The sequence below is a fragment of the Micromonospora sp. NPDC003944 genome, from assembly GCF_053605225.1.
Genome location: NZ_JBSGIV010000046.1, coordinates 24,291 through 36,833 on the forward strand (window position 1 = coordinate 24,291; position 12,543 = coordinate 36,833).

The 12,543-nt window shown below is 71.3% G+C and carries 9 protein-coding genes; 4 read left to right on the forward strand and 5 right to left on the reverse strand.

What is annotated here, in order from left to right:
* Positions 1 to 10: 10 nt before the first annotated feature.
* From ACWER9_RS21900 to ACWER9_RS21915, 4 genes are all read right to left on the reverse strand, one after another.
* A complete protein-coding gene (locus ACWER9_RS21900) occupies positions 11 to 2,665 on the reverse strand; it encodes a thiamine pyrophosphate-dependent enzyme (RefSeq protein ID WP_452303599.1) in 2,655 nt (884 codons plus the stop codon).
* Positions 2,666 to 2,716: 51 nt separating this feature from the next.
* On the reverse strand, positions 2,717 to 3,121 hold the full coding sequence (locus tag ACWER9_RS21905) for a MarR family winged helix-turn-helix transcriptional regulator (protein ID WP_452303621.1): 405 nt from the start codon (positions 3,119 to 3,121) through the stop codon (positions 2,717 to 2,719).
* A gap of 456 nt (positions 3,122 to 3,577) precedes the next feature.
* Positions 3,578 to 3,982, reverse strand: coding sequence for a YjbQ family protein (locus tag ACWER9_RS21910; protein ID WP_452303600.1), 405 nt, complete (start codon positions 3,980 to 3,982; stop codon positions 3,578 to 3,580).
* A 26-nt stretch (positions 3,983 to 4,008) separates the two neighbouring features.
* Positions 4,009 to 4,479 (reverse strand): hypothetical protein, encoded by a 471-nt coding sequence (locus tag ACWER9_RS21915; RefSeq protein ID WP_452303601.1) that lies wholly within the window; start codon positions 4,477 to 4,479, stop codon positions 4,009 to 4,011.
* Between the two features lie 178 nt (positions 4,480 to 4,657).
* Between ACWER9_RS21915 and aceE the strand changes: the two genes are divergently transcribed.
* Positions 4,658 to 7,396 carry a pyruvate dehydrogenase (acetyl-transferring), homodimeric type gene (gene aceE, locus ACWER9_RS21920; RefSeq protein ID WP_452303602.1) on the forward strand — a complete coding sequence of 913 codons (2,739 nt, stop codon included), beginning with the start codon at positions 4,658 to 4,660 and terminating at the stop codon, positions 7,394 to 7,396.
* A gap of 345 nt (positions 7,397 to 7,741) precedes the next feature.
* Here aceE and ACWER9_RS21925 read toward each other — a convergent pair whose 3' ends face one another.
* Entirely contained in the window at positions 7,742 to 8,188 is a 447-nt protein-coding gene (locus tag ACWER9_RS21925; protein ID WP_030488771.1) for an SRPBCC family protein, read from the reverse strand.
* Positions 8,189 to 8,376: 188 nt separating this feature from the next.
* Here ACWER9_RS21925 and ACWER9_RS21930 point away from each other — a divergent pair, with 188 nt between their 5' ends.
* The 3 genes from ACWER9_RS21930 to gltX are packed head-to-tail and all read left to right on the forward strand — an operon-like array spanning position 8,377 to position 12,460.
* Positions 8,377 to 9,726 carry a GH1 family beta-glucosidase gene (locus ACWER9_RS21930; protein ID WP_452303603.1) on the forward strand — a complete coding sequence of 450 codons (1,350 nt, stop codon included), beginning with the start codon at positions 8,377 to 8,379 and terminating at the stop codon, positions 9,724 to 9,726.
* On the forward strand, positions 9,723 to 11,000 hold the full coding sequence (locus tag ACWER9_RS21935; RefSeq protein ID WP_452303604.1) for an MFS transporter: 1,278 nt from the start codon (positions 9,723 to 9,725) through the stop codon (positions 10,998 to 11,000). The genes ACWER9_RS21930 and ACWER9_RS21935 overlap by 4 nt, the downstream gene beginning before the upstream one ends.
* Positions 11,001 to 11,050: 50 nt before the next feature.
* Entirely contained in the window at positions 11,051 to 12,460 is a 1,410-nt protein-coding gene (gltX, locus tag ACWER9_RS21940; RefSeq protein ID WP_452303605.1) for a glutamate--tRNA ligase, read from the forward strand.
* The last annotated feature ends 83 nt before the right edge of the window (positions 12,461 to 12,543 follow it).

Genomic DNA, 12,543 nt, shown 5'->3' on the forward strand with positions numbered 1-12,543 from the left:
GGAACGGAATTTACCGTGCCAGCAGCGTACGGGCACCGTCGGTAATGGCTTCCGCGGAGACCAGTACGTGACGTGCTGCCGGACCTAATGGTACAAACGAGTCAACTCCCGCCACCCGTCGTGCCGCGCCGACATATCCCGCGTCGACAAGCGCGGCGATCACGCCCTCACCGAACCCGCCGGAGCGGCGCGTCTCGTCCACCACCAGCACCCGGCCGGTCGCCGAGGCCTCCCGGATGATGTCGGCCACCGGCAGCGGGGCAAGCCAGCGAAGATCCACGACACGGGTGCCAACCCCCTCCTCGGCAAGGAGGGCCGCGGCCCGCAGGGACATCCGCACCCCGTTACCGAACGTGATGATGGTGAGGTCGTCGGCCGAGCCGACCGGATAGACCCGGGCCCGCCCGATCGGCACGTGCCCGGCCACCCACCCGCCCGGCTCCGGATAGCCGGCCAACCACTCTCCGTCACCCTCCGTGTACAGATCGCGGCTGTGATAGAGCGCGATCGGCTCCAGGAACACGCAGACACTGCCGTCCACCGCCGCGCTCGCCAGGCAGGTCCGCAGCATGGGCGCGGCGTCGTCCGGCCGCGCCGGCACCGCGACCACAAGACCGGGCACATCCCGGAGTACGGCGACCGAGTTGTCGTTGTGGAAGTGCCCGCCGAACCCCTCCTGGTACGCCAGGCCGGCCACCCGCACCACCATCGGGTTGCGGAACGCCCCCTGCGAGAAGAACCGCATGGTGGCCGCCTCACCGCGCAACTGGTCCTCGGCGTTGTGCAGGTACGCCAGGTACTGGATCTCCGGCACCGGCAGCATCCCGGCGAGCCCGGCGCCGAGGCCCAGCCCGAGCACCGACGTCTCGTCGAGAAGGGTGTCGAAGACCCGGGCCGCCCCGAACCGGTCCCGCAGTCCCTTGGTCACCCCGTACACGCCGCCCTTGGCCGCCACGTCCTCCCCGAAGACCGCCATCTGCGGGTGGTCGAGCATTCCGTCGGCGAGTGCGGCGTTGATGCTCTGCGCCAGGGTCATCGGCCCGGCCAGCTCCGGCGGCTTGCCGCCGAACGCCTCCGCCCGCGCGCCAGCGCCCGGCCCGCTGGCCCGCGCCGCGGCGTCGGCCACCGCCCGCGCCACCCGCACCGGACGGCGGGGCGCCAGCGCCGACACCACGTCGGCCGCGGACGCCAACTTCGGCTCGCCAAGCACCTCCTCGGCCAGCCGACGCACCTGCCAGCCGGTCTCGTCGTAGCGGGCCAGCAGCTCCTCACCCGTCGCCACACCGGCCTCGACGAGCAGCCGCGCGGTGGCGGCCACCGGGTCCCGGTCGAGGTCCGCGGCCAGCTCGGCCGGGCTGCGGTACGCCGACTCCGCGTCCGCTCCGGCGTGCCCCATCAGCCGTACCGTGCGCAGGTGCAGCACGGCCGGCCGTCGGTTCCGGCGTACCCAGGCCGCGGCCTCGGCCGCCACCGCGTACGTCCGGACCGGGTCGGCCCCGTCCGCGCTGAAGTAGCGGATGCCGGGCTTCGCCCGCAGGGTCGCCTCCACCCAGCCCTCCGGCGAGCGGACGCTGATGCCCAGCCCGTTGTCCTCGCAGACGAAGAGCACCGGGATGCGCAGCCCCGCGTGGTCGTACCACCCGGCGGTGTTGAAGGCCGCGGTGGCGCTGGCGTGGTTGACCGAGGCGTCGCCGAAGGAGCAGACCACTATCGCGTCCGTCGGCCACGGGGCGTGTGCCGCGCCCGCGCCGCTGCCGACCCGCACCCCCGCTCCGGTACGCCGGCCGGCGCTGTCCAGCCGACGCAGCCGCTCCACGGCCAGCCCCATCCCCACCGCGCGGGGCAGGTGCGAGGCGATCGTGGAGGTCGTCGGCACGATGGCCAGGTCGGCGCGGCCGAACACCTTGTGCCGGCCCCCGGCGATCGGCTCCTCGCTCGATGCGACCATCCCGCGCAGCACGTCGCGGGCCGCGTCCGCGTACGCCGCGAACCCGTTGGCGGCCACTGTCGCCGAACTCTGTCCCGGCCCGGACGGCTCCGATTCGGACACCAGAGGATCGGTGGTCGAGTGGCGGTCGCGGGTCGACGCACCGTCCACCGACGACCCGGGCTCGGCGGATGGCGCCTGGTCGCTGCTCAGCGTTCGGTCGGTGATCCGCGCCCGGTCGGAGCCGGCGGTCGGCGCCCGGTCGGTGATCAGTGCCGGGTCGGCCGACAGGTCGGCGTCGGCGGCCGGTGCCGGGTCGGCCGACGGGACCGCGTCGGCGGTCAGGACTGGGTCGGCGGTCAGGGCTGGATCGGCGGTCAGGGCCGGGTCGGCGGCGGCTTGGGCTGCGCGGAGGCAGTAGAAGGCGCCGGAGCGGTAGTGCAACAGCGCCGGATCGGTGGGGCGCAGCGCAGCGGCGACCGCGGCGTTGCCCTCGTGCCCGGCCGAGCCGATGGTGTAGAAACCCTCCCCGAAGCTGCGCAACCAGCGGCTGGCCAGGTCGAGCTGCCGGCTTGTCACCTGCGCGTCGAACAGGTCCAGCACCTGCGCGCCAGTCAGTGGGGCGTCGTCGGTGACCGGGTCGGCGGGGTCACGCCGTCGCTCGGCGGCAGGCAGCGCCGCCAGCGTCTCCCGGAACCGGTCGTCGAGATCTTGCGGGGTGGTCACGTCGGACAGCATTACCGACGGAAGCCCTGCTCGCCCAGTGGGACACGGCCGACGGGGATACGGTCACGCCGGGTCGAGCGACTCCGGGCAGCCGCCGTCGGACACGTTCCACAGCAGGTCACGAAGGGTGCTCAACTCCTCGTCGCTCAGTCCGGACAGGAGTCGGGAGTCGGACATCACCTCGATCACCCCGGCCCGCACGACGCGGCCCTTCTCGGTCACCACCAACGTCTTCTGCCGGCGGTCCCCCGGGTCGGTGCGGCGCTCGACCAGCCCGGTCTGTTCCAGCTTGTCGACGAGCACCGTCACGTTCGACCTGTCGCAGCCCAGTTGGCCGGCCAGATCACGAGCCGGCAGGGGGCGGTCCGGGTCCAGTTCGTGCAACGCCCGCGCCGTGGCCGGAGTCAGCCCCAACTCGGCGAACGCGGCACCCTGCCGGTGTCGCAGGGCGTCGCTGACGTGGGCCATCCGGCGCAGCACATCGGCGGTGAGACCAGCCCGATCCACCGGCCTGCCCGCCGCGGAACCCACCTGCCCCGTCACGACCACATCGTACGCAGCACCCCGTTCACGCAGTTCAGCGATCAGGTCCGGGCGTACCGGCCGGACAGACCACGACCCGACCCTGAGTTCGCAGCCCGAGCCGGGCTGGGTGGGCCCGGCCCGCGCATCATCAGGGAAACTGCTGCCTGAACCTCTGCCGAGGCAGCAGTTTCCCTGATGTTGCGCAGATCATGAAGGGGACGGCCACGCCTGGGCGCGACTGGCAGGCAGCCCCGAAGGGCCGCCCGCTTGCGCCAAGATCGCACTCGTTCCTGGATGTAGTGGCCTCCCACGCCCCGGACACCACTACATCCAGGTTCGAGCAGGATCTTGGCGCAAGCGGGCGGCGCGAGGCGGACCGGCGAGGCGGACGGAGGGTGGTCAGCCGGGGAGGAAGGAGAAGCGGACCTGACGGGTCGGGTTGTCGCCGTTGGTGTCGACGAGACAGACCGACTGCCAGGTGCCCAGCGCCAGCCGGCCGCCCAGCACCGGCAGCGTGGCGTACGGCGGGACGAACGCCGGCAGCACGTGGTCGCGGCCGTGGCCGGGCGAGCCGTGCCGGTGCCGCCAGCGGTCCTGGGTCGGTAGCAGGTCGTCCAGGGCGCTGAGCAGATCGTCGTCGGATCCCGAGCCGGTCTCGATGATCGCCAGGCCGGCGGTGGCGTGCGGCACGAAGACGTGCAGCAGTCCGTCGCCCTCGCCGGAGACGAACTGCTGGGCCTCGGCGGTGATGTCCCGGACTGTCGGTCGGGACCCGGTCTGGACGGTGATCACGTCACTGCGCATACGTCGCATTCTGCCTCAGTGCGCGCTTACGAGCCGCTACCGCCGCCGGAGTCGCCACCGGACCAGCCGCCACCGGAGTCACCGCCGCCGGACCAGCCGCCGCCGGAGTCGCCGCCGGACCAGCCCCAGCCGGACCAGCCTCTCCCGGAGTCGCCACCGGCGCTGCCGCCGACAGGTTCCGTACCGCCGGAGCTGTCATGGCCGCCGTCGCGCTGACGGTCGCCGCGCCAACTGCTGCCGGCGTCCCCGGACGGCCCCGGGTAGAAGCCGTACCCGGCGCTGTCGCTCTCCGGAGAGTGCCGGCGTTCGGTCCGACGGGCCGCGCGTCTCGTGTCGCGCAGCAGGACCGCGCCGACCACGACCAGCAGGACGCCGATGGCCACCAGTCCCACCGACGGCCAGTACCCGGAGGAGGCGAGTCGGATCGCGCCGAGGACCAGGCCCACCGTCCCGACAACGATCACGCTCGCGGCGAGCGCGACAGGGCGTCCGTTCATGGAGGTGACGGTAGGAGTAGCGGTCAAACCACTCAGGTTTCCTCCGCCCGTCGCGCTAAGTTACCGACGAGTACCTGTGTTCAGCATCGCGTCGGGGGGACCTAGACGTGACGACGGGTGCCACTAGGGGGCAGGATGGCGCTAGAGACCTATCCCACACACAACCGAGGGAACGCCTGTGGCTACGGAACGCAAGCGCCCGGTGATCAGCGACGGCCTACCGAGCCAGCTTCCGGACATCGACCCTGAAGAGACAAGCGAATGGGTCGAGTCGCTTGACGGTGTCATCGACGAACGCGGCGCCAAACGCGCCCGTTACGTCATGCTGCGCCTGCTGGAGCGGGCCCGTGAACGCCAGGTCGGGGTTCCGCCCCTGACCACCACCGACTACATCAACACCATCCCGTCCGAGCGCGAGCCCTGGTTCCCGGGTGACGAGCACGTCGAGCGGCGGATCCGGGCGTACGTCAGGTGGAACGCCGCCATGCTGGTGCACCGGGCGCAGCGCCCGGAGATCGGCGTCGGCGGGCACATCTCCACCTTCGCCAGCTCGGCGTCGCTCTACGAGGTGGGCTTCAACCACTTCTTCCGGGGCAAGAACCACCCGGGCGGTGGGGACCAGATCTTCTACCAGGGCCACGCCTCCCCCGGCATGTACGCGCGGGCGTTCCTGGAGGGGCGGCTCAGCGAGCACCAGCTCGACGGGTTCCGCCAGGAGCTGTCGCACCCCGGTGGTGGGCTGCCCTCGTACCCGCACCCTCGGCTGATGCCGGACTTCTGGGAGTTCCCCACCGTCTCGATGGGTCTCGGCGGTCTGAACGCGATCTACCAGGCCCGGTTCAACCGGTACCTGCAGCACCGCGGCATCAAGGACACCTCCCAGCAGCACGTCTGGGCGTTCCTCGGCGACGGCGAGATGGACGAGCCGGAGACGCTCGGCGCGATCGGTGTGGCCGCCCGCGAGGAGCTGGACAACCTCACCTTCGTGATCAACTGCAACCTCCAGCGGCTGGACGGCCCGGTCCGGGGCAACGGCAAGGTCATGCAGGAGTTGGAGGCGTTCTTCCGGGGCGCCGGCTGGAACGTGATCAAGGTCGTCTGGGGCCGCGAGTGGGACCCGCTGCTCGCCGCGGACACCGACGGCGCGTTGGTCAACCTGATGAACACCACGACCGACGGCGACTACCAGACCTACAAGGCGGAGTCGGGCGCGTACGTGCGGGAGCACTTCTTCGGCCGTGACGCACGGACCCGCAAGATGGTCGACCCGCTCAGCGACGACGAGATCTGGAACCTCAAGCGGGGTGGGCACGACTACCGCAAGCTCTACGCGGCCTACAAGGCGGCGACCGAGCACACCGGTCAGCCCACAGTCATCCTGGCGAAGACGATCAAGGGCTGGACCCTCGGCTCGCACTTCGAGGGCCGCAACGCGACCCACCAGATGAAGAAGTTGACGCTGGAGGACCTGAAGACCTTCCGCGACCGGCTCTACCTGGACATCCCGGACTCGGCGCTGGAGGAGAATCCCTACCTGCCGCCGTACTTCCACCCGGGCGAGAAGTCCGAGGAGCTGGCGTACCTCAAGGAGCGGCGCGAGCAGCTCGGCGGCTACCTGCCGTCCCGGCGGACCAGCACGAAGCGGCTTGCCATCCCCGGTCCCGAGCGCTTCGCCGACATCAAGCGCGGCTCGGGCAAGCAGAAGGTGGCCACCACGCAGGCCTTCGTCCGTCTACTCAAGGACGTGATGAAGGACAAGGAGTTCGGCAAGCGCTGGGTGCCGATCATCCCGGACGAGGCGCGCACCTTCGGTCTCGACTCGATCTTCCCGACCGCGAAGATCTACTCGCCGCACGGCCAGCGCTACACCTCGGTCGACCGGGAGCTGTTCCTGTCGTACAAGGAGTCGACCTCCGGGCAGATCCTGCACGAGGGGATCAACGAGGCCGGTTCGGTGGCCTCGTTCACCGCGGCCGGCTCGGCGTACGCCACGCACGACGAGCCGATGATCCCGATGTACATCTTCTACTCGATGTTCGGGTTCCAGCGGACCGCCGACGGGCTGTGGGCTGCGGCCGACCAGATGGCCCGGGGCTTCCTGCTCGGCGCCACCGCCGGTCGGACCACGCTCAACGGTGAGGGCCTGCAGCACGAGGACGGGCACTCGCTGCTGATCGCCGCCACCAACCCGGCAGTGGTCGCGTACGACCCGGCGTTCGCGTACGAGATCGCGCACATCCTGGAGCAGGGTCTGCACCGGATGTACGGGGAGGCCCAGGAGAACGTCTTCTACTACCTGACGGTCTACAACGAGCCGACCCTGCAGCCGGCCGAGCCGGCCGACGTGGACGTGGAGGGCCTGCTCAAGGGCATCTACCACTATGCGCCGGCACCGCAGGTCGACGGTCCGAAGGCCAACCTGCTCGCGTCGGGCACCGGGATGCAGTGGGCGCTCAAGGCCCAGCAGCTGCTCGCCCAGGACTGGGGGGTGGGCGCCGACGTCTGGTCGGTGACCTCCTGGACCGAGCTGCGCCGTGACGCGGTCGAGGCCGAGGAGTACAACCTGCTCAACCCGGGCGCCGAGGCGAAGGTTCCGTACATCCAGCAGAAGCTTGCCGACGCGGACGGCCCGAAGGTCGCGGTCAGCGACTTCATGCGTGCGGTACCGGACCTGATCGCCCGCTGGGTCCCCGGCGACTACACGTCGCTCGGCACCGACGGTTTCGGCATGTCGGACACCCGGCACGCGCTGCGGCGGCACTTCCACGTCGACGCGGAGTCGATCGTGGTGGCCACGCTGCGGCAGCTCGCCCGCAGCGGCGCGGTGGCGACCACGGTGCCGGCCGAGGCCGCCAAGAAGTACGCGATCGACGACGTCAACGCCGCCCCGGTCGGCGAGACCGGCGGCGACAGCTAACCCAGCACGACCCACGGAGGGCCCGGGCGCATCCGCGCCCGGGCCCTCCGTCACGCTCGACCCACCCCCACCGCCCGCCCCCACGCCGCCCCGCCCCGCCCTCACCAACGTCGATCATGGAGTTGTGGTGGGGGACGAAGCGGTTGGACCACCGCGAACCAGGCACCACAAGTCCATGATCGACGCTGGTGAGGGCGGGCCGCGAGGCGCGAGGCCGGGGCCGAGGGCCGGGGCCGAGGGCCGGGGCCGGGGCCGGGGCGGGACGGGAGCGGCGGTGGGCCGGCGTTCCTGGTGAGAACGCCGGACCACCGCCGTCGCGGGTGACGCCGGGAGGATGGGCGCTCGTCAGCCGACGGCGGCCAGGTCGGTGAGCCGGGCCAGCGAGTCCTCCAGGTCGGCGCCGACCCGACGCAGTCCGAGGCGCAGCAGGGCCGCCTTGACCGGGCCGGCCGGCCAGCGGACCACGATGAGGCGCACGATCGTCCCGCCCTCCTCCTCGTCTCCGGTGAGCTGGACGTAGATCTCGGTGCGTGCCTCCGCCCGAGATCCGGCGCCCTTGGCCCGTTCCCGCCAGCCGATGAGCGTCGGCTCCTGGTAGGCGATCACCTCGGCCTCGTGCGCCGAGCCGCGCCCCGCCTGGACAAGTTGTCGCCGCCCGAAGCCCTCTCCCGAGAGCACCTCGGCCGCGCGGACCCCGGCCAGCCAGGCTGGCAACTGCTCGGCCCGCTGCACGACATCCCAGACCACTTCAATTGGCGCCGCCACGTGCGCACTGCGTTCAACGAGGATCATTTCCGTCTTTCCTCCGGTGAGGACATCCCACGATATCGGCACTCTATGCGCTAAATCGGACTTACCTGGACGGGTTCGGAAAAAGACACGCCGATCAACCATTGCGGAATGCGCCAGCCCGGCCTATGGCGCATTCATCGAGAGCGCTTTAAAGTCCCGAACACGTTTCACGTTGACCGGGAGGGCGCATGTCGACCGCACCACTGCCCCAGTTCCCCACCGGCTTCCGCTGGGGCGTCTCCACATCGGCCCACCAGATCGAGGGCGCCACGACGGCCGACGGACGGGGTCCGTCCATCTGGGACACCTTCGCGCGCTCCCCCGGGCGGATCAGCGACGGCAGCAGCGGCGAGGTGGCCTGCGACCACTACCACCGGCACAGTGAGGACGTGGCGCTGCTGGCCGGGCTGGGAGTCTCCGCGTACCGGTTCTCCATCGCCTGGCCCCGGATCCAGCCCACCGGCACCGGCCCGGCCAACGCGGCCGGCCTGGACTTCTACGACCGCCTGGTGGACGAGTTGCTGGCCACCGACGTCGACCCGGTCGCCACCCTCTACCACTGGGACCTGCCGCAACCCCTCGAAGACGCCGGCGGCTGGCTGCACCGCGACACCGCCGCCCGGTTCGCCGACTACGCCGAGCTGACCGCCGCCCGGCTCGGCGACCGGGTCCGGCTCTGGATCACCCTGAACGAGCCGTTCGTCCACATGAGCATGGGGTACGGGATGGGCGTACACGCCCCCGGCCGGATGCTGCTCTTCGACGCCTTCCCGGTCGCCCACCACCAACTGCTCGGGCACGGGCTCGCGGTCGCCGCGCTGCGGGCGCACAGCACCAGCCCGGTGGCGATCGCCAACAACTACTCCCCGGTGCGGGTGCTCGGCGACCGGGACGCCGACCGGGACGCCGGGATGGCGTACGAGGCGCTGCACAACCGGCTCTTCACCGACCCGCTGCTCGGCCGTGGCTACCCGGAGCTGCCCGGCCTCGACACGAGCGTCGTCCGCCCCGGCGACCTCGACACCATCGCCACGCCGATCGACGTGCTCGGGGTCAACTACTACAACCCCACCGGGGTACGCGCTGCCGAGGAGGGCTCGCCCCTGCCGTTCGACCTCGTGCCGTTGGACGGCTACCCGCGTACCGCCTTCGACTGGCCGGTCGCCCCCGACGGGCTGCACGAACTGCTCGGCTGGCTCCGTGACACCTACGGCGACGCGCTGCCGCCCATCGAGATCACCGAGAGCGGCTGCGCGTACGACGACGCACCCGACGCCGACGGGCAGGTGGCGGACGCGGAGCGGATCGCGTACCTCGACGGGCACCTGCGCGCGGTCCGGGCCGCCATCGACGACGGGGTGGACGTCCGCGGGTACTTCGTCTGGTCACTGCTCGACAACTGGGAGTGGGCCGAGGGGTTCACCAAGCGGTTCGGTCTGGTGCACGTCGACTACCCCACCCAGACCCGTACGCCGAAGTCGTCGTACACCTGGTTGCGCGACGTGATCGCGGCCAGCCGGCCGGGGTCGGCGCGGTGACCACCCTCGACCCGACGCCGGCATCGCTGCCGGCGGCGCTTGCCGAGCCGACGGTGCCGGTGCGGCGCGGCTGGATCGGTCTGATCTTCGCGGCCAACCTGGGTGTCTGGATGGCGTTCTTCACGCCCATCCAGGTGCTGCTGCCGCAGCAGATCGAGCAGATCGCGCCCGGCGACAAGGAGAACATGCTTGCCGTGGTCACCGGGCTCGGTGCGCTGGCCGCAGTGCTGGCCAACCCCCTCGCGGGCGCGTTCTCCGACCGGACCTGCCTGCGGATCGCCGGCCGCGAACTGGGCCGCCGGCACGTCTGGACGGCGGGCGGGGCCGTGCTCGGCGCGGCGGCCCTGGTGCTGCTGGCCCAGCAGCGGACCATCCTCGGGGTCGCCCTCGGCTGGGTCGCCGCGCAGGTCTGCTTCAACGCGATGCTGGCGAGCCTCACCGCGGCCATCCCGGACCGGGTTCCGGTACGGCAGCGCGGCGGTGTCTCGGGCTGGGTGGGCATCCCGCAGGCGCTCGGGCTGGTGCTCGGCGCGGTGCTGGTCACCGCCCTGGTCACCGGCAACGCGGCCGGCTATCTGGCCATCGCCGTGGCCATCCTGCTGCTGTCGCTGCCGTTCGCGCTGCTCACCCCCGACGAGCCGCTGCCGCGTACCCATCGGCCGGTGTTGCGGACGCGGACGCTGCTGGCCTCGATGTGGATCAGCCCCCGACGGCACCCGGATTTCGCCTGGGCCTGGATCACCCGGTTCCTGGTCCAGTTGGGCAACGCGCTCGGCACCCTCTACCTGCTGTACTTCCTCAGCGACGGGGTGCGCCACCCCGACCCCGAGGGCGGCCTGCTGGTGCTGATCCTGCTCTACACGCTCGGGATGATGCTGACCGCGGTGGTCGCCGGCCGACTGTCCGACCGTTCCGGCCGCCGCAAGATCTACGTGATCGCCTCCGGGCTGATCATGGCGGTGGCGGCGCTGCTGCTCGCGGTCGCGCCGGTCTGGCCGATGGCCGTCGTCGCGGCGCTGCTGCTCGGCGCCGGCTACGGCGTCTACCTCTCGGTGGACGCCGCGTTGATCACCCAGGTGCTGCCCCAGGCCACCGACCGGGCCAAGGACCTGGGCGTCATCAACATCGCCAACTCGGCACCGCAGGTGCTCGGCCCGGCGCTCTCCGCCCCGCTCGTGGTGTACCTGGGCGGCTATCCCACGCTCTACGCGGTCACCGCCGTGGTCACCCTGCTCGGCAGCGCCCTGGTGGTCAAGATCCGCTCGGTGCCGTGAGTCAGGGGGCCGTGGCGGAATCCTGTCGACGGTCGCCGTAGGCTGGTGGCGTGACAGTACGTGTGCGCTTCGCCCCCTCCCCGACCGGTATGTTCCACGTCGGCGGCGCCCGCTCGGCGCTGCAGAACTGGATCTACGCCAAGCAACAGGGCGGCGTGTTCGTGCTGCGCATCGAGGACACCGATGCGGCGCGCAACAAGCCCGAGTGGACCGAGGGCATCCTCTCCGCGCTGGACTGGATCGGGATCTCCCGGGGCAGCTACGAGGGCCCGTACTTCCAGTCGGCGAACGCCGGCGAGCACCGGGCCGCCGCCGCGCGCCTCTACGAGTCGGGCCGCGCCTACTACTGCGACTGCACCCGCGAGGACGTGCAGGCCCGCACCGGCTCGCAGTACCAGGGCTACGACGGCTACCACCGCGACCGGGGCCTCGGCCCCGGCCCGGGGCACGCGCTGCGCTTCCGTACGCCGGACGAGGGCGCCACGGTGGTGGTCGACCTGATCCGTGGTGAACCCACCTTCGAGAACAAGCTCATCGAGGACTTCGTCATCGCCCGGGGCGACGGCTCGCCGGTCTTCCTGCTGGCAAACGTCGTCGACGACATGACCATGGGCATCACCCACGTGATCCGGGCCGAGGAGCACCTGCCCAACACCCCCAAGCAGCAGCTGCTCTGGGACGCCCTCGGGGTCAAGCCGCCGGTGTGGGCGCACGTGCCCGTGGTCGTCAACGAGAAGCGGCAGAAGCTCTCCAAGCGCCGGGACAAGGTCGCCCTGGAGGCGTACCGCGAGGAGGGTTACCTCGCCGGCGCGATGCGCAACTACCTGATGCTGCTCGGCTGGGCGCCCTCCAACGACCGGGAGATCGTCCCCTGGTCCGTCATCGAGGACGAGTTCCGGCTGGAGGAGGTCAACCCGTCCCCGGCGTTCTTCGACGAGAAGAAGCTGCGCGCGTTCAACGGCGAGTACATTCGCGCGCTCCCGGTGGCCGAGTTCATCGACGCCTGCCAGCCATGGCTGACCGGCACCGAGACCATCGCGCCGCCGCCGTGGCAGCCGGAGGAGTTCGACGCCGACGCGTTCGCCGCCGTGGCGGCGCTGGCGCAGACGCGGATCGCGGTGCTCAGCGAGATCGTGCCGAACGTCGACTTCCTCTTCCTGGCCTCGCCGCTTATCGACGAGGCCGCCTGGACCAAGACGATGAAGGACGGCTCGGCCGAGCTGCTCGACGACGCCGTCACGGCGTTCGAGGCGCTGGAGTCCTGGGATGCCGAGTCGCTGAAGTCGACGCTGGAGGCGGTCGGCGCCGAACGGGGCCTGAAGCTTGGCAAGACGCAGGCGCCGGTACGGGTCGCGGTCACCGGCCGCACCGTGGGCCTGCCGCTGTTCGAGTCCCTGGAGGTGCTCGGTCGCGAGCGCACCCTGACCCGAATCCGCGCAGCCCGCCTACGCCTGGTCTAACCCCCCACGCCCCCGCACCCCCGCCCCGCGCCCCCGCCGCCCCAGCGCGTCGATCTTGCAGTTTCGGTTGTCGATATGAGTGG

Bases quoted from the DNA above. Each gene is read 5' to 3' on its own strand.
- ACWER9_RS21930 (WP_452303603.1), top strand. From the start codon at position 8,377: ATGTCGACCGCACCACTGCCCCAGTTCCCCACCGGCTTCCGCTGGGGC.
- ACWER9_RS21925 (WP_030488771.1), bottom strand. From the start codon at position 8,188: ATGATCCTCGTTGAACGCAGTGCGCACGTGGCGGCGCCAATTGAAGTG.
- ACWER9_RS21915 (WP_452303601.1), bottom strand. From the start codon at position 4,479: ATGAACGGACGCCCTGTCGCGCTCGCCGCGAGCGTGATCGTTGTCGGG.
- ACWER9_RS21900 (WP_452303599.1), bottom strand. From the start codon at position 2,665: ATGCTGTCCGACGTGACCACCCCGCAAGATCTCGACGACCGGTTCCGG.
- ACWER9_RS21905 (WP_452303621.1), bottom strand. From the start codon at position 3,121: ATGGCCCACGTCAGCGACGCCCTGCGACACCGGCAGGGTGCCGCGTTC.
- ACWER9_RS21910 (WP_452303600.1), bottom strand. From the start codon at position 3,982: ATGCGCAGTGACGTGATCACCGTCCAGACCGGGTCCCGACCGACAGTC.